General features: G+C 36.7%; 17 protein-coding genes and 1 pseudogene. 4 read left to right on the top strand and 14 right to left on the bottom strand.

Annotation, left to right across the window (positions count from 1 at the left end; genetic code table 11):
• Nucleotides 1-242 (top strand): hypothetical protein (locus SAY88_RS18955; RefSeq protein WP_332633723.1); only part of this gene is annotated, 242 nt, incomplete at its 5' end.
• Nucleotides 243-466: 224 nt separating this feature from the next.
• Here SAY88_RS18955 and SAY88_RS18960 read toward each other — a convergent pair.
• Nucleotides 467-991, bottom strand: coding sequence for a GNAT family N-acetyltransferase (locus tag SAY88_RS18960; protein ID WP_332633760.1), 525 nt, complete (start codon nucleotides 989-991; stop codon nucleotides 467-469).
• Nucleotides 992-1,278: 287 nt separating this feature from the next.
• Between SAY88_RS18960 and SAY88_RS18965 the strand changes: the two genes are divergently transcribed.
• Nucleotides 1,279-1,701: a VOC family protein gene (locus SAY88_RS18965; RefSeq protein WP_332633724.1), complete on the top strand. Its 423-nt coding sequence runs from the start codon at nucleotides 1,279-1,281 to the stop codon at nucleotides 1,699-1,701.
• 152 nt (nucleotides 1,702-1,853) lie between these two features.
• Here SAY88_RS18965 and SAY88_RS18970 read toward each other — a convergent pair whose 3' ends face one another.
• From SAY88_RS18970 to SAY88_RS18995, 6 genes are all read right to left on the bottom strand, one after another.
• On the bottom strand, nucleotides 1,854-2,189 hold the full coding sequence (locus SAY88_RS18970; protein ID WP_332633725.1) for a nitrite reductase: 336 nt from the start codon (nucleotides 2,187-2,189) through the stop codon (nucleotides 1,854-1,856).
• A 209-nt stretch (nucleotides 2,190-2,398) separates the two neighbouring features.
• Nucleotides 2,399-2,809 carry a hypothetical protein gene (locus SAY88_RS18975; RefSeq protein WP_332633726.1) on the bottom strand — a complete coding sequence of 137 codons (411 nt, stop codon included), beginning with the start codon at nucleotides 2,807-2,809 and terminating at the stop codon, nucleotides 2,399-2,401.
• Between the two features lie 114 nt (nucleotides 2,810-2,923).
• Nucleotides 2,924-3,346, bottom strand: a complete 423-nt coding sequence (locus SAY88_RS18980) for a hypothetical protein (protein ID WP_332633727.1) — start codon at nucleotides 3,344-3,346, stop codon at nucleotides 2,924-2,926.
• 246 nt (nucleotides 3,347-3,592) lie between these two features.
• Nucleotides 3,593-4,156, bottom strand: coding sequence for a DUF2812 domain-containing protein (locus SAY88_RS18985; RefSeq protein WP_332633728.1), 564 nt, complete (start codon nucleotides 4,154-4,156; stop codon nucleotides 3,593-3,595).
• Between the two features lies 1 nt (nucleotide 4,157).
• Nucleotides 4,158-4,475: a PadR family transcriptional regulator gene (locus SAY88_RS18990; RefSeq protein WP_332633729.1), complete on the bottom strand. Its 318-nt coding sequence runs from the start codon at nucleotides 4,473-4,475 to the stop codon at nucleotides 4,158-4,160.
• Nucleotides 4,476-4,838: 363 nt separating this feature from the next.
• Nucleotides 4,839-5,030 carry a hypothetical protein gene (locus tag SAY88_RS18995; RefSeq protein ID WP_332633730.1) on the bottom strand — a complete coding sequence of 64 codons (192 nt, stop codon included), beginning with the start codon at nucleotides 5,028-5,030 and terminating at the stop codon, nucleotides 4,839-4,841.
• A 196-nt stretch (nucleotides 5,031-5,226) separates the two neighbouring features.
• Here SAY88_RS18995 and SAY88_RS19000 point away from each other — a divergent pair, with 196 nt between their 5' ends.
• Nucleotides 5,227-5,781 (top strand): undecaprenyl-diphosphatase, encoded by a 555-nt coding sequence (locus SAY88_RS19000; protein WP_332633731.1) that lies wholly within the window; start codon nucleotides 5,227-5,229, stop codon nucleotides 5,779-5,781.
• 498 nt (nucleotides 5,782-6,279) lie between these two features.
• On the opposite strand, the gene SAY88_RS19005 is transcribed toward SAY88_RS19000, so the two are convergent.
• Together SAY88_RS19005 and SAY88_RS19010 are read right to left on the bottom strand one after the other, a co-directional pair.
• Entirely contained in the window at nucleotides 6,280-12,531 is a 6,252-nt protein-coding gene (locus SAY88_RS19005) for a GH32 C-terminal domain-containing protein (protein ID WP_332633732.1), read from the bottom strand.
• A gap of 175 nt (nucleotides 12,532-12,706) precedes the next feature.
• Entirely contained in the window at nucleotides 12,707-12,925 is a 219-nt protein-coding gene (locus SAY88_RS19010) for a GH32 C-terminal domain-containing protein (protein ID WP_332633761.1), read from the bottom strand.
• 483 nt (nucleotides 12,926-13,408) lie between these two features.
• On the opposite strand from SAY88_RS19010, the pseudogene SAY88_RS19015 reads away from it, so the two are divergent.
• A pseudogene (locus SAY88_RS19015) lies at nucleotides 13,409-13,507 on the top strand (LacI family DNA-binding transcriptional regulator); the annotation flags it as partial.
• Nucleotides 13,508-14,070: 563 nt separating this feature from the next.
• On the opposite strand, the gene glgA reads toward SAY88_RS19015, so the two are convergent.
• The 5 genes from glgA to SAY88_RS19040 all read right to left on the bottom strand — a co-directional run bounded on the left by glgA (nucleotide 14,071) and on the right by SAY88_RS19040 (nucleotide 21,453).
• Nucleotides 14,071-15,522 (bottom strand): glycogen synthase GlgA, encoded by a 1,452-nt coding sequence (gene glgA, locus SAY88_RS19020; RefSeq protein WP_332633733.1) that lies wholly within the window; start codon nucleotides 15,520-15,522, stop codon nucleotides 14,071-14,073.
• 18 nt (nucleotides 15,523-15,540) lie between these two features.
• Complete coding sequence (glgD, locus tag SAY88_RS19025; protein ID WP_332633734.1) at nucleotides 15,541-16,638, bottom strand: glucose-1-phosphate adenylyltransferase subunit GlgD; 1,098 nt, start codon at nucleotides 16,636-16,638, stop codon at nucleotides 15,541-15,543.
• A 37-nt stretch (nucleotides 16,639-16,675) separates the two neighbouring features.
• Nucleotides 16,676-17,830 (bottom strand): glucose-1-phosphate adenylyltransferase, encoded by a 1,155-nt coding sequence (locus SAY88_RS19030; protein WP_332633735.1) that lies wholly within the window; start codon nucleotides 17,828-17,830, stop codon nucleotides 16,676-16,678.
• A gap of 16 nt (nucleotides 17,831-17,846) precedes the next feature.
• Nucleotides 17,847-19,757, bottom strand: coding sequence for a 1,4-alpha-glucan branching protein GlgB (glgB, locus tag SAY88_RS19035; RefSeq protein WP_332633736.1), 1,911 nt, complete (start codon nucleotides 19,755-19,757; stop codon nucleotides 17,847-17,849).
• Between the two features lie 1,102 nt (nucleotides 19,758-20,859).
• The gene (locus SAY88_RS19040) at nucleotides 20,860-21,453 is read right to left on the bottom strand and encodes a hypothetical protein (protein WP_332633737.1); all 594 of its coding nucleotides are present in this window, start codon (nucleotides 21,451-21,453) and stop codon (nucleotides 20,860-20,862) included.
• Nucleotides 21,454-21,550 lie beyond the last annotated feature (97 nt).

A 21,550-nucleotide genomic window follows, 5' to 3' on the forward strand; every position in this document is an offset into this window, starting at 1 on the left:
TCTTAGCAATAATTTGTGCACTCATTTTACCTAGAATCCGTAATTGGGCAAAACCGCTAGCACTTGCTATGATTGCTAGTTTAGGCATTTTCTTCTCTTTATTTGCTTACAGTAAAGGCTGGTTGATTTTTCATAAATGGAACCACTTATTAATGGCCTTGCGTTACATCGTCCCCTTAACTTTAATATTTATATACGACCGCTGGGAGACAGCATACAGGTGCCGCCATCATCGCGTGTAGAAAGTATATTTCTTAGCCTTCTCTATTCTTCGTGGAGAAGCGTTTTTTCAAGTAAATGGTGAAATTCACAACTATATTTGGAAGTGGTAAATTTCCTAAATTCAATTTTGGTGATTTTATTGAATTTTTGGTAATAGCCCAAGAGAAGCAAAGTCAAGAATATAGATTTTACCTTGCAAAAGCAGAAGGTATTAGGCAAGATATTGAAAATAAATAAAACGTTCTTATAAAAACCATTCGTTTTCTAAAATACTCATTTCCCATAAACTCCAGTATTCATCACCATTTTTTCTTAAATCTCGAAGTAAACCCTCTTTTATAAATCCTGCTTTTTCGTAACAGGCAATAGTAGAAACATTAAAGTCAAATACCCCAAGTCTAACTCTATGTAGTTGAAGTTCATCAAATGCGATTTTAAGAATTTCCTTAATCATTTGCTGACCTAGTCCTTTACCTCTTGTGTTTTTATCACCGACTAATACTTTTCCAACTCTTGCAGATTTGTTTTTTCTATCAATATTATACAAAGAGATATGACCAATAGTTTCACCAGTTTCATTATCAATTACTTTATAAACCATAGTTTCTGCGTTTTCATTATTGGCATTTTCAATGTACTTTTTTAATTGAGTATCATTCAAGGGGGAATCCAACCCTGGACCTCCCCATTGAAGTAAGAATGCAGGTGAATCAATCCATTTGATAAGTTGTTTGAAATCAGAACGCTCAAAATACTTTAGCTCTACCATCATAAATACCTTCTCCTTTTGGTTTGTAACTTTGGCGCTTTATCACTTTATATAACTAAAGTACAACCTGATAATTCCTTGTTCCTCAACTTTTCTTTAAAGGCATTGCTCCACAATATGGCACAATTCATGAAGAAGAGCACATTTCTTGTTCCAGAAATGCGCCCGATTGCTGAAGATCCTTTTTCTATTGAATAGTATCGTTGTACTGTGCATAATTCTTTAATTTTTCTCCTAATCATAAACTGATATAATTTACTTAAAAATCAGTTTAGGAGGCCCATTTTATGAAACCACGAGTTACTGTAATTACTTTAGGTGTAGATAATTTAGAAAAATCTTTAGTTTTTTATCGTGATGGTCTTGGTCTTCCCACAGAAGGCATAATCGGTGAAGAATTTGAAAATGGCGCAGTTGCTTTTTTTGAATTACAACCTGGATTAAAACTTGCCATTTGGAATCGAAAAGATATCGCTCATGAAGCAAAAGTTTCCTTATCTGCACCAAGCACTACCGAATTTACATTAGGTCACAATGATAATAGTAAAGCCGAAGTTGATGAAATAATGGAACAAGCAAAACAGGCAGGAGCAACTATAACTGATCCCACTCACGACACTTTTTGGGGTGGATATTCAGGTCACTTTCAAGACCCAGATGGTCACTTATGGGAAGTAGTTTGGAATCCTCATTGGGATACAATTGAGTAATTCGATTTTGGAAAATCTGGTAATCGCCGGCTTTTTTGCTGCGCAGTATTTAGTCTACTACCTAATATATGTTACTCCACAATCTGGCCCTTTTCATGAAGAAAGACGCTTTCCTTATTTCAGAAAAGCGCCCGATTGTGGAATAAACTATTCTACTTTTTCTTTATACGAAGTTCAGCTACTTCTTCTAATAAATGAATAAACTTTTCCTGTTCCCTCTTACTCCTTTTAAGTCGGTATACACGAATAGAACTTTCTAAATATTTTCTGACTTTTAGGCTTACAAAAAAAGAGCGATGATGTTGTTCGTTTTCATACAATTCTTCAAACCATGAGAACTGTTTTAATTTTTCTATATTCTTTTCGATTTTCTCTGTTTTTAAGCCTGTACGTCCACCACTAACAAGATCAGTATTGGATATTAGACTAAGTAAAATTGCGAATAAAGAGATAATAAAAGAACCTAGCACTCTCCAAAATTTATTCATATACATCTCCCTAAGAATATTATGACCAGTTTATCATTGCTATAATTATTGTTGTATCTAATAATGCTAAACCTTCATAATCTCAATTACTTTTTTACATGAGTACGTGATAACGTTCCTCTACAATATGACCCTTTTCATGAAGAAAGACGCTTTCCTTATTTCAGAAAAGCGCCCGATAACGGAGTAACAAAAACATGAGATCATCGTTATAACTTTAACTTGATTACATCTTGTTTATCTTTGAATTTTATCGTAATTTTAAATTTATCCTCTTTATATGTCTCAAAATTAACAGTACCAATTAAAAATGAAATAACGTTACCCTCAATTTTTGTTTCCATTTCCCCTACATTTCCTGTAATCAAACTGTCCCTACTTTCAATCTCGATATCAATTTTGTTTATGTCTTCCTCAGAAAGCTCTAAATCTTTCAATTCGAGTTCAACCCAATTTACTTTTTCATCATCATATAGTTCTGAATTAAAAATGTACTTAACTTTCCAATATTCTCCCTCGCCATAAAAGATTGCTTTATCAGAAACAACAGTTTGTGCGGATGCTGAACAAGCCGTCAAAATAATTAAAAGAAAAATACCCAAAAACACTCTCAACTTCATTACAAAACCCCTTCATAGTAAATAAATTCTTAAATAAACCTGCCTTTTCAAGAAGAAAGGCCATTTCCTTTATTTCAGAAAAGCCCGATTGTTCAATAACAAATGATTATTAATCTAATATTGTTTACTTCCATCTAAAGAAAATATTCCGTTTTCTCCTCTCATACCTTTTTCAACAGGATTGTAAGAGTTTCCCCCAATCGCTTTTCCATCTGAAATAATAACAGATACCATTGTTTCTTCATGTTCAATATCAAAAGGATGGTTACTGATGCTGAAGTATTCCACTACCATTTCCTTACCAATATGATCACTTGCAGTGAATTCTTGCACTGAACAGCTCAATTTATCTGGAAGTTGACTAACCATTCCTTCGGTCAATAAAAAACTATCCTCATTTATATGGCGTAAAACATTATATCCGTGTTCTTCTAAGTAATCATTCGCTATCTGTACATTTCCCTCCACTTTTTCAGTAGTGTTACAACCTGGAATCACAAATAACATAGCGGTTAAAAATATAATAAATCTTCTCAACAATTTCCCCCCTCTTTGAAAGTGTCGGTTACTTACATTTATTACGAATTCCACAAATGTACTTAAAACCCCTTTCTCTTGTTCAACTCTACTGCCCCATTAATTAAATAAAAAGAGCTGAGTCAACATTACTTGTTGCTCAACTCTTGCTCACTTGTTCAATTTGTGCGCCCGATTGGTGAATAAAATCACTTTGATCCACTTTATTAATCTACAAAAAGAATAACATGTGTAATAATGCTTAAATTACACTAGTGATCTAAGAGCTTTTCTATGTCTAAAGTAATCGACCATAAATTTCAAACTGGAAATTAAGAAAAGAAGTCCCACTCCTCCAAAAACAGGTTTTTCAAATATGCCATAAAGAATTGTTAAGATTGTAAAACCAACAAAACCAGTAATAGCTGATATAAGGGAATTGTGTATCTTTCGCTTTTCTCGTCCTTTATAAGATTCTGTATCAGAGAAAATATCCAGGTTTGAACTTCTTGATTCCGCACAAAATATATGTTTGGAATACCATTTATTTTTCGAAAGTACCGTCCATCCATCATCTTCAAAAATAGCTTTATATTCTAGGAAATCTTCTTTTTTATCAAACTCCCGGTAGTCAATTTTATAAATAATATTTTGTTGTTCTTTATTTTCAATGGGTTTGAACACATACGTGCAACCATCTTCATCCTCGTATCCGTACTTTTCAAGTATCCAACCATCTTGTAACATATTTTGTAACCAACGTTCTTCATCAGCAAAATTAGTAAACTTTTTGAATTTGTGCTTCTTTTTTGCAGTGTTTTTTTTAAACATTTCAAAGCTCCTTTTCTTTCATTATTTTTTTCGTAAAAAAAATAATATTTTCATATCGATGAAACTCTGCTCGTAATGTCTCTTTGCCCTGTTCTGTAATACAGTATGTCTTCTTTTTGCGGTGATTTTTTTCTTCTTTTACTGTTTCAATTAACCCTTGTTTCTGCAAATTTTTCAAAACCCCATAAAGAGTTCCGGGGGCTATAATATAGGCACCCTCACTAACTTTTTCTATACTTTTAATAATTCCGTAACCGTGCAAAGGTTCATGATATAGGGCTAATAAAACTAAATATGTAGATTCAGATAAAGGATTCATAGCTATCACCCCTAAAATATAATGACTTCCAATATATCGACTGACAACATATCGTTACCCATAGTATGAGATATAATATATCGAGTGTCAATATATAATTAACATAAAAATATCCCCTGAGTAGAGATTTTTTATAACAACAAATAGAACCTGTTCCTCCATTAAATGGCCCTTTTCATGAAGAAAGACACTTTCCTTATTTCAGAAAAGCGCCCGATTGTGGAAGATCATTTTATGTTGCATTATTGAAGAAAGCTCCCATTACTTAGAGTGATTCTTAAGCTATCTACCCTTTAATCATTGACTACAAAAATTTCTCCATTATAACGTAGGATTTCCCTTCTTTTATAAAACTGGAGTTTGTCACTTGTAAACCAAACTTTTTATAAAAAGTGAGATGACAGATATCAATATATCCCCTTTAATAAGACCATAATGAATACCTAAATCATCGTCTTCCAATTTTATATAGTCAAAGGGCATATCTGGCCACATAACCTTATGCCTCAATTCCCAAACTTCTTGCCTATCTACTTGTCTAATAGTGATTTCCATAGTCCTCCCCTTTATGTCTTCGCTTTAATGAAAATATTATCTACGCATAAAAAAGCAAAAGAACAAGCCAAAATTTAATTAATTAATTAAATTATTTTTCTTATTCAACTAAATTGTAAATGTTTAATTGATCTTTTTACATGTTAAAAATCAGTTGGGGAAAAGTATGACTATCTATTTTTAAGGAGAGAACATCATGGACTACAAAATATTCAAAGCGATCAATCGACTTGCTGGCCACTTTCCCCCATTAGATGCGCTTATGATTTTTATTTCAAATAAAATACGATATGTATATATGGGTGTGCTCGTATTCACGTGGTTTAAAAACAAAAAAATGACCGTAAATGTTTTGATTTCAGTTCTGGTTGGAATCTTGATTAATACAATTATTAAAGCGTTTTGCTTTAAACCACGTCCTTACATGAAGCATCGAGTGGGTATTCTTCTTCCTTCAAAAAATGATTCAACCGTTTTAAGTAAGCATACTTTACTAGTATTTGCGGTATCGACCTCTATTCTATTCCGTGATCGTTTCCTTGGTACGATCATGACAGCTTTTTCTATTATTACAGGCTTTTCGCGAATTTGGTTAGGATTGCATTATCCATCGGATGTCATAAAAAGTGCTTTTACTGGTAGTATTATTAGTATGCTTGTTGAAAGGATACAACGGTTTAAAAACACCTGGTGTCATGACCCGAAATCAAGTGATCTACAAGATCTGCAGTCGGAAAGGTATTTCGATTAGCATGGAAAATAGTCATATTTAGGATATTAAAATACTGGAAGGATCCTGTTGAATAAAAGGAAATGGTCTCCCGATTTTTAACTCTTTAAGTTGATAGTGCCCCCAATTGATATTGGAAACAGTAATGGTGTCATAGCTACTATATTAAATTTTATACTGTTTCCTTTGTCATCTAAAATACCTTATTTGAGCTTTTTACCAAAGGCACATGATCTATAAAATACCCAACCCATAAACATGGAATATTTCACCACAAATATCCAATCTATTCTTCAACTTTCCTGACAGTTAGTTCAATTAGTCCTACTCCAAAATATGACCCTTTTCATGAAGAAAGACGCTTTCCTTATTTCAGAAAAGCGCCCGATTGTGAAACTTCTTTCGGATAGAAAAACAAAAATCTTTCTCTCTTCTATTTATTCCTTTTCATCCCCGATCATCCATTTCACATCATAAAAGTAAGGCACTGCTTACTTCTCCAGCTTTTTATGCTGCTTGCTACTTATTTCCTTTTGGTACGTCAAACTGGAATGGAATACGTTCTAGTATGTTTTGAAAAATCCCTTTTCCCTTTCCTGGCTTTTCTTTCTTCTCTTCTCCTTGTTCTTCTACTTGCTTTTCTTCTAAACCAGTTAAATCAAATTGAGTACTCGGGTCAACTGGAACATTTACGTTATCGAAGTTGATATGTCCCCAACCGCCTGTTGCTTGGTCCACTACTTTCAAATACAATTCTTCGCCAATATACTCAGATGCATCCCAACGCACTCTGCGATATTGTTCCGAGTTGTGACCAGTAGCTTTCATGATATATTCATCATCAGACGCCCTCACTAATGCGACATAAAGCTGGTCTGGAATGTTTCCTCCTGCTACTAAGAAGTCAATTTGGCCATTGCCGCCTAAAATAAAGTTTTGCGACTTCATGACCCCTGTTGCCCCATCTCCTCCTTGATCAGGATGGAAACCCCAATAATGATAATGGTTCATATCAACATCTGTATGAGCTTGATTAAACGGACCGCCCCAGCCCCAATCGTAACGATCGGTAATATGTTCATCTGAAAACGCATTGCCTTCTGTGATCCAGCCCGTTAAATCTCCCGTTTGGAAATCATGATTTGGCAAGTCAATCGAATCCGGAGCTTGTTTCACGTCAGGCCAATAAGCTGGAACCGTTTCTCCATAAGCAGAACCCAGCTCCCACACTTCCATTGACTTAATCTTCACTTCACCTTTTTCACTCCACAGCTCTAGTCCAAGCGCATCCGAGCGCGTCGGGTACACTCTTGATGTCAGACTCTTATAGCCATTTGCATACGCTTCGACCATTGATCGGTCTAAGTAAATGTGGAGTTTCAAATTTTCTCCATCCAAATCCATGACATCTCCTTGGATTCCTTTCCGAACATCGGGATCTAAACTAGATTTGTTTCGATCAATCGAATACATGAAATTCTCGTAGTCATAATAGATCCGTGTTTCCTCTTCTCCATTTTCACTGCGTCTTACTTTGATTCCAAATTTACTCGCATTTTTATTGTCTACTTCTAAAATAATCTCTAATAGATCTCCCTGAACATCTGATAAGAGCTCATTTGCTTTTGAGATCTTCGTATTTTTAAAGGAAGCTAATTGCTCCATTCGAAGCTCTTGCAGCTCTTTAATAGGTTCGATTCCAAGTTGATTGTTATCACGCAACGTCAGGCTTAATGGCAGTCCGGCATTATGAGCCCAACCAGCATCATGCTGTGCTTGCTCCGATCGTCTGCCTTGAGCAATGCTAAACAAAATCGAACGTCCATCATGATCGACAAATCCACTTGGACCGGTGAAATGCTCACCCTTATCGAATATTCTCGGCTCCGTGTGATCAGGAGTAAACTCTAAGTTTTCCTTATCCCACGTTCCGATCCAATGCCAGACATATTTGATGTTGTGCGGGCTGTAGCTTTCATACCATGGATTAATTAATAACACATGTTTGCCTGTGTCATGTCCTTCTTCGTCTTTTAACGGTAAGAATACAGGCAGCTCCCAAACTTGTCCGGTCTCAGGATAGTTCTCGTAATCCCCAACCAAAAACGGCTTTTCATATGTCCAGTTTTCTAAGTCGGTTGACGTATAAAGCAGCGCTGTTCCGCCTACACTTTTGTCGCCATTTCGAATCCCAGAACCGACTAATTGATACCATGTATCTCCCTCCTGCCACACATATGGGTCTCTAAATTGTCCGTACCAAACTTCGCCTTCCTCGGCGTGTAAATTTGGTGCTTGAACCGTTACAGGCTCATCATTCATTTCCCAATCTGGCAAGTTAATATCTCCGTCTTTGGCAAATGTACTTCTTGCAAGACCTGTCATTTGGTTAGGAACTTTACTATCATCACCAGCGGTAAACAATAACACCGGCAGACCATCTTCATCAAACGTCGCATCCCCTGACCATACTCCATCCGGGGTCACAGAACCCCCTTCTGGCGCTAAGGCTATCGGCATATCCTCCCAGTGGATCATATCATCACTAACGGCGTGTCCCCAGTGAATATGGTTCCAATATGGTCCTTGCGGGTTATGCTGATAAAAGATATGGTATTTTCCCTTAAAATAAAACGGCGCATGCGGCTCATTCATCCAATGTTCAGGCGAAATAAAGTGATACTGTGGACGATGACGGTCTCCGTCAAAACGGCTGCGGTCCATGGCTACATTCGGCGTTGGATGCTCACCGTTTTCAAATGTGTCCACATATTCTTTGTAAATTTCGCTTACCTTTTCTGCACTAAAGGAAGCAGTATGAATTTTCACTTCATCCATTAAGCCATTAAACATATTTGCTGAAAACGTCCCATTGATAATGGCTGGATGATTATGCTTCCCTATAATAAGCGGTTCATTGGATGGCGTGATATTGGCATGTAACGGAGTTTTGGTCGTTCCTACTTTCTCACCATTTAAATACAACGTGAGCTCACTCTTTTCTTTATCATATGTGGCAACGATATGGGACCATTTAAACTTTTCCAGCGGCTTATCTTTATCTGCCCAAAGCTCAATCCATTCCCCATTCATGCCAACTTCGATCGACCAGCTTCCATGTCTGCCCATTCCTAACGCAAAGCCTTCATTTTTGCTGGCATCATGCTGGTTCACAATCATCGACTTTTTGCCTTCATTTCCCCATTCATATGCTCTTGGAGCAACCCAAGCTTCAATCGTCAGGGCATCTGTGATTTGGGCAAACTCACTTGCTTCTCTTTCAATATAAGTAGAATACCCATCAAACAGCAAACCGCTGCCAACAATCCCTTCTCTCCAAAGCGGATCGGATGACGGTTTGTCCACGGCATCATGAAAGATATAGTCAATATGGTCTTCGATTTCACTGATTTCATCTAAGGCATTTGTTCCTGCTCCTTCATCAAAGGACCAATAGGAGACAGGACCATGATGCAAGACGTTAAAATCGTCGACATTAATATGGGACCAGTCGCCAGAATCATCGTTATCGACGATTAACAGATACAGCTCTTCTCCAATGTATTTAGAGGCATCCCACGTAACACGGTGGTAGTTCTCAGAATCATCAAACCACTCATTTGTTTGACGCATTAATTCTTGATCATCAGAGGCCCTCATTAAGGCAACATATTGATTTTCAAGGTCGTTTCCTCCACCGATTAAAAAGGTAATCGCACCCGTACCAGCTAAAACAAAGTGACTAGATTTGATTTTTGCCGTCTTATCATCTTTTCCCCAAAGGTGGTATTCGCCAGCTTTATTAATGGGTTCAGGATGCCAGTAATCGACTTCTGATGTTACATCATCGTCATCATACGTTCCTTCCAATACGGTCCAACCCGTTAAATCTCCTGTTTCAAAGCCCGGATTTTCAATCTCGTTCGGTATGATATCCTCATTGGAATTCAGCACACGAAAGTCGTCGACATTAATGTGACCAAAGCCGCCGGAATGCTGATCAACGACTTGAATAAACACCGCTTCCCCCAAGTATTCGGACGCATTCCATGACACTCTCCGGTATTGCTCTGTATTTCGGCCAGTCGTTTTAAATAACTCTTCTCCCGTTTTTGCCTTCACCAATGAAACGTAGAGATTGTTTTCATCTTGGCCGCCCCCTACTAGGAAGCTAATAGTTCCATTTCCATCTAACTTAAATAAGCTCGATTTCATCACCCCTGTACGGATGTCTGAACGGTCATCATTGTCGGCACCTGCAAAACCCCACACATGGTACGTACCTTCTTGTTGAAACGGTCCACCCCAAAATTGAGTTTCATCCGATACAACCCCATTAAAGGCACTGCCATGCGTAATCCACCCCGTTAGGTCCCCTGTTTCAAAGCTTGGATTTTCAATGTTTGTCGGTAAGCTCTCGACATCAATTTCACTAGGATCATAGCCATAGCTTCGTTTAAAGTCATTTTTATAACCTGGTGTAAAATGAGCTCGATTGACTTGATAGATTTCTAGATTCTTCAGATGAATCGTGCCTTCATCCGCAAACAATTCTAACCCTTTGCTGTTTGGATCAGGAAAGATTTGTTCCGTAAAGACAACCTCACCATCGTTAATAAACACTTCAACAGACGAACGATCCACAAACATATGCAGCTTTAGCGTCTCGTTATTCGATTCTAACGAAGCCGTATGCTTGGCTGCAAAATCAGGATGGAAATCAACGATTCCCGACTGACGTCGGTCGACAAAGGCTTCTTTCTTATCCTGTTGATAGCCAATCGCAGTATACTCTGAATCGCCTTTTCTTACATGAAAGCCTACTTCATTCGCAGTCGTTTGCTCAAGGTCAATTTCTGCGATGATCTCTAACGTATCCCCTTCAATTTCGGATAATAGAGTATTTGTACTTTCTACTGTCTCATTCGTCCAGCTCACGTTTTCTCCGCGTAACGAATCTAACTCATTTACTGGAGCTTGCGCTAAGCGAATCCCTGCATCCGTTGTTTCTAGTCTTAGCTCTCGAGGCAGTGTCATCGCACTTCTCCACGGATCAGTTGGAGTATCTCCCGCATACTTTGGCGGACTCATCCATCCAAGCAAGATCGGACGATCATTTGGTGTGTTGCTCCATGTCACACCTGCATAAATATCGGCTCCATAGTCAAGCCACTTGATCTCCTCTTCATCTGGAATGAAACTCTCGCCATCAAACTCACCAATAAAGTAGCCGATTCCTTGTCCACCCGTCGGACCATTCGCCACACTTGTAATGAGAACCCATTTTTCCTGAATTCCCTTCTCCGTTTCAACCGGCATCTTCAACAGATCGGAGCATTCCCATATACCAAGATCTCCATTTACCGCTGGGTTTTCAAAGCGGCTGACCTTTGTCCACTCTTTTAAATTTGGCGACGTATAGAGATCCACTTGTTTACCGCTTGCGATGACAAAGACCCACTCATTGTTTTCCTCATGCCAAAATACTTTTGGGTCTCTGAACACACCGTCTCCGCCATTAGTCACTTTCGCTTCTTCCGGCATATCGATGACAGGATTTCCTTCATATTTTTCCCATGTCCTGCCTTTGTCGTTACTGTACGCTAAACCAACCGTTTGGTTATCATTGCCTAACTCATACGAAAAGATTGCGACTAACGGCGGCCCGCTACGATCGCCAAATCCGCTTGTATTATTCTCATCGACAACCGCACTTCCTGACCAAATAAAGCCATTTTCATCTGGGTACAGAGCAATCGGCATATGCTCCCAATTAACGAGGTCTGTACTAATCGCATGACCCCAATACATCGGCCCCCATACTTTATCGGTCGGGTTATGTTGATAAAACAAATGATATTCTCCATCTAAGTACACCATTCCATTTGGATCATTCATCCAATTTTTTTCTGGTGTGAAATGAAACTGTGGTCGAAACGCTTCATCATAATAATCTCCAGGCATATTATCATTCGTTTCATTTTCTTTTGGTGTTTTTGTTTCTTCTTCTGTTTCTTCTCGTGATTCTTCCTCTTCAGGCACTGCTTCTTCAGCTCCTTCCTCTTTTGGTACTTCTGTTTCTTCGGGAGCCTCTTTTTCTTCAGGTATTGCCGGGTACAAAGAAATAGCCTCTACTCCAACTGTCGGAGCCTCTTCATAATACGTAAAGAAGGCATCTGCAAACAGCAGTCCCCATTCTTCTACGGCATTATCTACTAATTCTATATATAGATTTTTGCCAAGATGAGGGGTTAGATCTGCTTTATATTGTACAAGATTTGCTAGGTTCATTTCTTCTTCAGTATTGGGGAAATGACAATCGCAAAACTTTGTATTTCCGTATTGAGCGAGGAGCTCCTTTGAATCGGCATCATAAATATTGATATGAACAAGCTTAGGATCAACACCTCCCCCTAATTTAAAAGTAATCCAGCCTGACCCATCTAACGTAAAGGTCGATGAACGCAAGATCCCTGTTTCCTGCTCAGGGTACGCCCATCCATTTAGAAAGTAGTCTCCTTCTTGATCAAATGGAATGTCTTCATCCAACCACGTCTTCTCATCAGATATACTTTCCGGCCCAAAAGCACCTCCTTGGACAACGGTCCACCCTGTTAAATCTCCTGTTTCAAAACCAGGATTTTCAATTTCTGTCGGAAACTGATCACGAACAGGCGTTTCAGCTGAAACTGGATACATCAAAAATGGCTGGCTAACTAGTAAAACAGCCATAAACAATAGGATCCATTTCCGGAACTTCCTTTCTCTCATACCCTCTTCCTCCTTAAAATATTCTATAGAAACGCTTTCATTTTTGAGTTTTCATGTAAGCGTTTTTGAAAATGATTACGTGAATAAGCAAATGAAAGCAATATCTACCAATCATTTAGAACACCTAAATGATTGAACCATAGTACGGCATCATGCCGAACTATGGTTTACCCATTTACACGTTCGTACAATCAACGTTTTGAGCTGTTTCAAATCCAATACTTTTACGCAAGTTCCATTTTTTCAAGCTTTTAATCAAAGCAATCCCTTGAGCGAAAAACTTAATACCAGTAGACGCTTGCCCCGGATAAAGCCTTGATGTCATGACCTTCTCGCCGCCATTGATAAAAATCTCATCTGTAAAACTAGCAACCTTACAAAGGAAATGTGAAATTTACAGATCTGTTTGAAAGGGCTTACACAAAGTATACAGGCACAAACTCTTGTATGTCAAACGTTTCCATATAATTAAATCATAGTATTTTATAACTATATACGTAAAAAACCTTGTTATTATTGGTTTTTATTAGAAAAAAATCTATTTTAACTATTCATAAATTCACTTTTTCTAGCGAAAAATCCATAAAAACATGAATACGTTACCATATTTTCTTGTAGACATTGTCATTAATATAGGTGAATCGCTATAAATCTATGTTGTAAATTCATAAAATACAGATAATCCCCCTTATTTTCCCTATCCCATTCTGAGAATTCACGTGTCATTCGTTACCACTTTTATGTTACACTTTTAACGACCTTATCGAATTATCTAGAAATCGAAATACTTTTTCTTGTTCTTTCCTGTAACTTTCTGCTATTTAAAAATAGAGAACATTTCCATATGTTTTGGAATTCTTATACAAAGGAGATCACTATGGTAAGTATAAAAGATGTTGCAAAAGAGGCTGGCGTGTCCGTCACGACTGTGTCACGCGTCATTAATAATAGTGGCTATATCGGGAAAGAAACACGATGTTGGCATACGCCATGTACACCCACGCTCAAAAAACCAATATTCATGTACCTGAGCAACTTAAAATTGTAGGCTATGACTATACGTCCTTTACCCGGATGCTTCAACATCCAAGGCTCACTTCGTCCTACCCTGGCTATTGATATAATAGGCCCTACATAAAAAAGATCAACCAGTAAAATCTGGTTAACCTTATAATACAAAAGCATCCTTTGAATAAAGCTTCTGTAATTATTCCTTATTTTTCAAAAAATTGGCTTAGCGAACTTCGATAAGCCAATTCCATACATATTGTATTACTTTGATAATGCGATTTTTATATGGGATAGTGGTGCTCTTCATGCCAAGCTAAAGAAGCTTGTCCTGGAGATAACGTACAGGAAACTCCTTTTGAAGTTGAGGGTATTATCACCCAAGCAGGAGTACCGCTTCTAGCGTAGCCCAACAGTAAGGAGGAGATGAATCTTCATCACTTCCAGAACACAAATTCATATCAAAATATATAATTATTGAGTACACGTTCTTTGAAAATTGAAGTTATGCAGGAATCCCCCACTTAAGCGTTAGCTAAGTGGCGGGAGGTTCATTAAGCTTCTATAAACCTCCTTGTACTCCTTAGCTGAGGCAGTCCAGCTAAAATCTTTACTCATCGCTTTCCAAACAAGATCTGACCAAGTATCTTTATCTTGATGATAAAGTTCTACCGCCTGCTTAATCGTATAAAGCATGTCATGTGCATCATAATTTGTAAAACTAAAGCCAGCACCCTCCTTTGTATTTTGGTTATATCGTTGTACAGTATCTTTTAACCCCCCAGTTTCTCGAACGATTGGCAAACTTCCATAGCGCAATGCCAATAGTTGACTAATGCCACAAGGTTCAAATTGAGATGGCATTAAAAACAAATCAGACGCTGCATAAATTTGACGCGCTAAGCCTTCATCAAAATAAATGTGAACGGAGCATTTATTAGGACTCTGCCATGCAGCTTCTTTTAAACTGTTTTCATACTCTCTCTCTCCGGTACCCAGTATGATTAATTGTAAGTCTAAAACTAAGATGTCCTGAAGTACATGGAGAATTAAATCAATTCCTTTCTGATCCGTCAATCGTGTAATGACAGCAATCAATGGTTTCATGTCGTCTACAGGAAGACCAACTTTTTCTTGCAGCCCAAGTTTATTCATTCGTTTTTCTTCGTACGAGTACTTTGTATAGTTTGAAAATAAATATGGATCTGTCTCCGGATTATAAAGAGCATAATCGACTCCATTTACGATTCCCTTAAGCTCGTGACTTCGTTTTCGTAATAAACCATCAAGCCTTTCACCATAATCAGGCATCTGAATTTCTTGTGCATATGTCGGACTAACCGTAGTAACGATGTCTGAATATACTAGCCCAGCCTTCATAAAGCTTACATTCCCATAAAACTCTAGACCATCAGGATAATAGTAAAGCTCACTTAAATCTAACAAATCATGAAGAATTCCCTTTGGAAAAACCCCTTGATAGCGCAAATTGTGTATCGTAAACATCGTTTTAATTCCTTGATAATACGGATGATTTCGGAAATGGGCTCTCATTAACACACTAATCATTCCCGTTTGCCAATCATGGCAATGTATTATATCTGGCTTTTCACTTAAATACGGCATTGCCTCCAGAACAGCTCGGCAAAAATAGGCATATCGCTCTCCATCATCATAAAACCCGTAGACACCATCACCACGTCTAAAGTAATATTCATTATCAATAAAATAAAATGCAATGCCATCAAACTCTAAATACTCAATCCCGCAAAACTGATTACGCCAACCAACTGGAACAGTAATACTCGTTTTATGAACCATTTTTTCTTTAAATTGTTTTGGAATATTCCCATATTTCGGTAAGATTACTTGTGCATTTACACCTTGTTTTTTTAATTCTTTTGGTAATGCACCAATAACATCAGCAAGACCTCCCGTTTTTAGAAAAGGGACTGCTTCAGATGCTGTAAATAATACATTCATTTCAAACACTCCTATGATCTAAAGATGACTTGATTTGGCAAAAACAGTAGGGATTTCATCACCTTTTAAAATCCGGTCCTTTGATACTTTCACATCTTTATCAAGAATAACATTTTCTAAAAGAGCTCCTTCACCAATTTCTCCTTTTTGCATAATAATACTGTTTCGTATAATGGCCCCTTTGTGTACTTTAACACCTCTGAATAAAATACTGTTTTCAACTGTCCCTGCAATCGAACAACCATTTGCAATAAGAGAGTTTACTACTTGTGAACTTTGTAAGTATTTAGCCGGCGGTCCATGATTTACTTTTGTATAAATAAAACCATGGTTATAAAATAATTGCTGCAGGACATTTTCATCTAATAAATTCATACTATGATTATAAAAACTTTCAACGGAATGAATAAACGGCATATAGCCTTTAAAATGAAACCCTTGAACATGATAACTTTCTAAATTAGTTCTTATCGCATCTGTAAAAAAATCATAGTTTCCTTGCTCATATGTTTCTTTCATTAAATCAATAAACAACGATTTCTTCATTAAATACGTATTTAGAAATACATTGTCCCCTTGATTGACTATTTTCTCAAGATCTACAGCTTGGACACGTTCATTTTCATCAACATCAAGTGTATGATAAACCGCTTTCTCTTCCTGAATATAATCTTTATATATTAAAGTGATATCTGCACCTTGTTTTTTATGTTCTTCAAATACATGCCTAAAATCAATATTCCACACAATACTCCCTTGTGTGACAAGAATATATTCTTCTTTACTCCGCTCAAAATATGGAAGATTATCATAAAAATGCTGAATATCTCCTTTATATGACTCATTTGAATAATAAGGCATAATAAACAATCCATCTTTTTGGCGATCTAAATCCCACTCTTTTCCTGATCCTAAATGGTCAAGAAGGGAACGATAATAATTTCTAGCAAATACTCCAACATTACGCACCCCTGATTTCACAAAATTTGATAGAGTAAAATCTACTAATCGATAACGACCGCCAAAAGGTACAGAAGCTTGGCATCGGTGTTTTGTTAAGTCTCCCAGTGAATCTTTTTCATTTCCTAAATTAATCACTCCCATTATTCGCTCCATCAAACATTCTCCTTTCCTCCTGTAAACTTTCTCTATGCTAACGGCTTATTACGGTTGAATCTACTGCAATCCGATGGTCTTCCACAAATAATGTAATTTCACCTGAGTCATCTCCTATTACTGATCCGTCTTCAATTACTGTACCGCTTGCGATAATAGCTTTCTTAATCGTTACATTCGCTCCTATTTTAACGTCCGGCATAATAATAGATTCTTTAATTGTTGAACCTAGTCCAACATATACCCCGTAAAAAAGGACTGAGTTTTCAACATTTCCGTAAACTAGACATCCTTCATTAACAAGAGAGCGTTTAACCCTTGCCTCTGGTGCAATATATTGAGGTGGTTGATTGGGATTTACAGAGTAAATCTTCCAAGTTGGATCATTAATGTCTAACTCCGGATTGTCACTTAAAAGATCCATATTTGCTTCCCATAAGCTTTTAATCGTGCCGACATCTTTCCAATATCCTTGGAATTCATAAGCATACAACTTTTTCTCTTTATTAAGCATGGCAGGAATAATATCTTTTCCGAAGTCGTTTGAAGAAAGTTCATTTTGTTCATCTTCTAATAAAAATTGCTTTAACACTTTCCAAGTAAATATATAAATTCCCATTGATGCGAGATTTGACTTAGGATTTTTTGGTTTCTCTTCAAAATCTACTATTTTATTCGTAGCATTTGTATTCATTAAACCGAATCGACTTGCCTCGTCCCAAGGCACCTCTAATACAGCAATCGTCGCATCGGCTCCTTTTTCTTTATGATATTTAAACATTTTAGAGTAATCCATTTTATAAATGTGGTCGCCTGAAATAACAAGAACATATTCAGGATCATATTGATCGATATAATAGATATTTTGATAAATCGCATTTGCTGTCCCTTTATACCACTCGCCGCCTTTTTGTCCTTGATATGGCGGTAATACTGAAATACCTCTATGCTTACGGTCTAAATCCCATGCACTGCCGATCCCGATATAAGAATTTAAAATATAAGGTTGATATTGTGTCAGAACTCCAACCGTTTCTATTCCTGAATTGCTGCAGTTACTTAATGTAAAATCAATAATTCGGTACTTTCCTCCAAATGGAACGGCCGGCTTCGCTAATTTAGTTGTTAAATCTTTTAACCTCGTACCTTGTCCCCCAGCTAACAGCATAGCAATCATTTCTTTTTTAACCATTATGTCAACTCCTTTCTTATACGTTTCTTGGAACCCTTGTAACTTTTCTTAATATTGTGACACCAAATGGAGGAACTTTGATAGAAGCACTGTATGGTTGGTTATGATAAGGCTCTTTTTCTACTTTAATTTTCATTTGATTTAATTGACCAGATCCTCCAAATCTCTCAGCATCACTATTAAATAATTCTTCGTAAAATCCTTGTGAAGGAACTCCAATGCGGTAATCATGATAAACATCTGCAGAGAAATTACAAACAATGATACAATAATCACCTTTTCGTTTTCCTTTTCTCATAAAGGTCAGCACATTTTGTGACTGATCATCAGCATTAATCCATTCAAGCCCTTCCGGCTCATGATCAAGACGCCATAAACTTCTTGTTTCTTTATACAGATGGTTTAATTCTTTCACATAATCAAACATTTTCTTATGCATGTCATAATCTAACAGCATCCAATCTAACTCCGTAAAATCTTTCCATTCATCGTATTGACCAAACTCCCCACCCATAAAAAGAAGTTTCTTTCCGGGATGCGCTATCATAAATCCGTAAAGGGCCCGCAAATTAGCAAACTTTCTCCAATAATCACCAGGATATTTATTTAATAAAGAGCGTTTGCTGTGAACAACTTCATCATGTGATAAAGGTAAAATATAATTTTCAGAAAATGTGTACAAAAATGAAAAAGTTACCAAGTTCTGATGAGAAGAACGTTGGCTCGTATCTATTTCCATATATCGAAGCATGTCATTCATCCAACCCATATTCCATTTGTAATTAAACCCCAGTCCTCCCGCATCCACGGGAGCGCTTACATTAGGCCATGCTGTTGATTCTTCAGCAATCATTAAGGCATCGGGATATTGAGAAAAAACGGCTTTATTTATCTTTTTGATAAACTCAATTGCTTCTAGGTTTTCAAAACCGCCAAACTGATTTTTGACATCAAATTGATGATTTGCTTCATGATTTAAATAAATCATTGAAGACACAGCATCAACACGCAAACCATCAACATGATAAACATCCATCCAAAATAGAGCATTTGAAATTAAAAAGTTTACCACTTCTGGTTTACTGTAATCAAAGCTGTATGTTCCCCAATTTACTCGTTCAGCCATTCGTTCATCAGTCGGTTCGTAAAGCGGTGTACCATCAAACTTTCCTAATCCATGTTCATCCTTACAAAAATGGGCCGGTACCCAATCTAAAATAACACCAATTTCCTTTTCATGACATTTATCTACGAAATACATAAAATCTTGCGGTGTCCCGTACCGACTTGTAACAGAATAATAACCTGTTACTTGATATCCCCATGAACGATCATAAGGATGTTCAAGTATTGGCAATATCTCAATGTGTGTGTATCCTAAGTCTTTTACATAATTGACAAGCTCATCAGCCAGCTCACGATATGTATAAAATGAGCCGTTGGCTTTCTTTTTCCAAGAGCCTAAATGTACCTCATATATGAGCATTGGCTGATGATAACTATCTTTCTTTTTCTTTTTTGTAAACCACTTTGAATCATTCCACTTATAACCTTCTAAACTACAAACAACGGAAGCTGTGTTCGGGCGTAATTCAGAATAAAAAGCGTATGGATCGGCTTTTAATAGAATTTCTCCATTTGGTGTATGAATTTCATACTTATAAATTTCCCCGTCTTGAAGATTTGGAATAAACAAGTTCCAAATACCAGACTGTTCAACCCGTTTCATTGGATGGTTATTTCCATTCCAATGGTTAAAATCCCCTACAACTGACACTCGTTTGGCATGTGGTGCCCAAACAGAAAACCTTACACCTTTTTGCCCATCTTTTTCTGCTATATGGGCCCCCATCATTTTGTAGCTGTGAAAGAGGTTTCCTTCATGAAAAAGGTAAACATCATGATCACTCGGAACCGAAACTTTCACTTTACGTGCCTCCCTTCTATTTTTTTATAATTTAAATATGCAAAGGATATACCCTTTAAAAACTTATTTCGACAAAAATTTAATGAACCCCTTCATTATTTTGAATTTTCTTAATATTATTTCTTCTCTTTTTTTACAGCTTCCTACCCTGCGAGTTTTAATAGGTCGATTGCTTCCATATTAGTGGAAATTACAGTGGATAGTCCTGGATCCCGTGATGGGGCCTGAAAAGAAATTCTTCTTTTCGTGTAGAATGATAGAATGACCAAAAAGAATAACTTTTATGGTCATAATAAAAACATCAGGTAAACTTACCTATTGTTCAATACAATAGCCATCCTAGAACAAAAAAAGACGACTTACCCAAATAAAGCCGTCCTCCAAGTTAACTGATTATTTTAGTGCCTTACTAACTTTTAGTTTCTTCCCCTTAATTGTCGTGTTTTCCATAGCTTGTAGCATCCTTAAAATACAACTCCAACATGATTAATGTTTTTTCAATTATCTTGCTCGTTACGTTAAGTACAATGTTTCACAATCTCTAATTATTTTAACATAAATATCCAAATCAACTGCCAAGTGTTGTTCAATTAAATGGCCCTTTTCATGAAGAAAGACGCTTTCCTTATTTTAGAAAAGCGCCCGATTGCTGAAGATCATTTTAAGTTTCCTTATTGAAGAAATGCATTCTTTAGTTAAAGAAAACTCTACTGATTAAACTTATAAAGGGAAAATAAACCAATTAATAAAAGTATTATTCCAGTAGGTAAGAGCCATGTTTTACCGTCATAAGCCAAATAAATTAGTAATTCACAAAAATTAGCAGGTCCTGAATTTAACGGATTATTATTAGGAAAAGGTACAACAAAAGGAACTATGCCGAAAATGACTAATATTATCCCTAATACAAGTGTCCAAAACATCCATTTTTTTATATAAACCCTCTCCTTTACTTAGTAATTCTAGTTTTAATTAATAAATACCTCTCTTCAACTCTTCTGTACCGTTAGTCGATTAACAATAGCGATACCCACTGTTCAAGCGTCGCTCCCGTTAGCTGAAGAATAAAAGTAATGTATATCAAAAAGGTGTTTAAGGTAACTTAATCAAAATTACTCAGGTCGAAACTTGCGATTTCTTTATCGCTAATAGAAACAATTAAAGTTGCATCCATAGCAAATCCCTTCAACTTTTCTAATTGTTCTGATGAGGGTGCAAGTCTTATTTCAGGATTTTCTTCTAACACACCTAAAATAAAATCAAAGGTATATTCTCCTTCTTGATTTGGTTCAAGAATAGGCACACCAGTTTTCCCTGTACCTAACTTCGCTACCTGTCTTCCTTCTTCATCAAAAATAAAAATATTAACACCCATTATTTCTTCTGAAACAGCTTTCAAATTTTCACTAGGTTCAATATAAACTTTTATTCCATCATCGAATTCATATGTCTGTGCATTTGGCTTTTCGGCTCCCCCAAGAGTTTTTTTACCAGTATTCTTTAAAACGAAATCATAACTGAGTGCAATAGGTACTATGATTCCACCTTGCTCTTCTCCTGAAGTAATACCAATTCCTCCGAGTCTTTCTTCGTCATTTCTAATTTCAACAGTTGAGCTTACTAATTCTAAAGAAGGTTTACTTGAACACCCTGACAAGAGCAGTAAAATAATGAAAATAATTGTTAAAATTCGCATAAAATCCCCCCCTGAAATAATTGTATTTATAAACTAACTATAAATCCCTTAGTGAAACTATCCTCCCTCGTTACTTTAAGTACATGTTTCACAATCT

Source organism: Halalkalibacter flavus, assembly GCF_036663575.1.
Classification (GTDB): Bacteria; Bacillota; Bacilli; order Bacillales; family Bacillaceae_D; genus Halalkalibacter; species Halalkalibacter flavus.

Excerpts from the sequence above, each read along its gene's own strand:
- SAY88_RS18960 (WP_332633760.1), bottom strand. The coding sequence starts at position 991 with ATGGTAGAGCTAAAGTATTTTGAGCGTTCTGATTTCAAACAACTTATC.
- SAY88_RS18965 (WP_332633724.1), top strand. The coding sequence starts at position 1,279 with ATGAAACCACGAGTTACTGTAATTACTTTAGGTGTAGATAATTTAGAA.
- SAY88_RS18970 (WP_332633725.1), bottom strand. The coding sequence starts at position 2,189 with ATGAATAAATTTTGGAGAGTGCTAGGTTCTTTTATTATCTCTTTATTC.
- SAY88_RS18975 (WP_332633726.1), bottom strand. The coding sequence starts at position 2,809 with ATGAAGTTGAGAGTGTTTTTGGGTATTTTTCTTTTAATTATTTTGACG.
- SAY88_RS18985 (WP_332633728.1), bottom strand. The coding sequence starts at position 4,156 with ATGTTTAAAAAAAACACTGCAAAAAAGAAGCACAAATTCAAAAAGTTT.
- SAY88_RS18990 (WP_332633729.1), bottom strand. The coding sequence starts at position 4,475 with ATGAATCCTTTATCTGAATCTACATATTTAGTTTTATTAGCCCTATAT.
- SAY88_RS18995 (WP_332633730.1), bottom strand. The coding sequence starts at position 5,030 with ATGGAAATCACTATTAGACAAGTAGATAGGCAAGAAGTTTGGGAATTG.
- SAY88_RS19000 (WP_332633731.1), top strand. The coding sequence starts at position 5,227 with ATGGACTACAAAATATTCAAAGCGATCAATCGACTTGCTGGCCACTTT.
- SAY88_RS19005 (WP_332633732.1), bottom strand. The coding sequence starts at position 12,531 with ATGAGAGAAAGGAAGTTCCGGAAATGGATCCTATTGTTTATGGCTGTT.
- glgA (WP_332633733.1), bottom strand. The coding sequence starts at position 15,522 with ATGAATGTATTATTTACAGCATCTGAAGCAGTCCCTTTTCTAAAAACG.
- glgD (WP_332633734.1), bottom strand. The coding sequence starts at position 16,638 with ATGGAGCGAATAATGGGAGTGATTAATTTAGGAAATGAAAAAGATTCA.
- SAY88_RS19030 (WP_332633735.1), bottom strand. The coding sequence starts at position 17,830 with ATGGTTAAAAAAGAAATGATTGCTATGCTGTTAGCTGGGGGACAAGGT.
- SAY88_RS19040 (WP_332633737.1), bottom strand. The coding sequence starts at position 21,453 with ATGCGAATTTTAACAATTATTTTCATTATTTTACTGCTCTTGTCAGGG.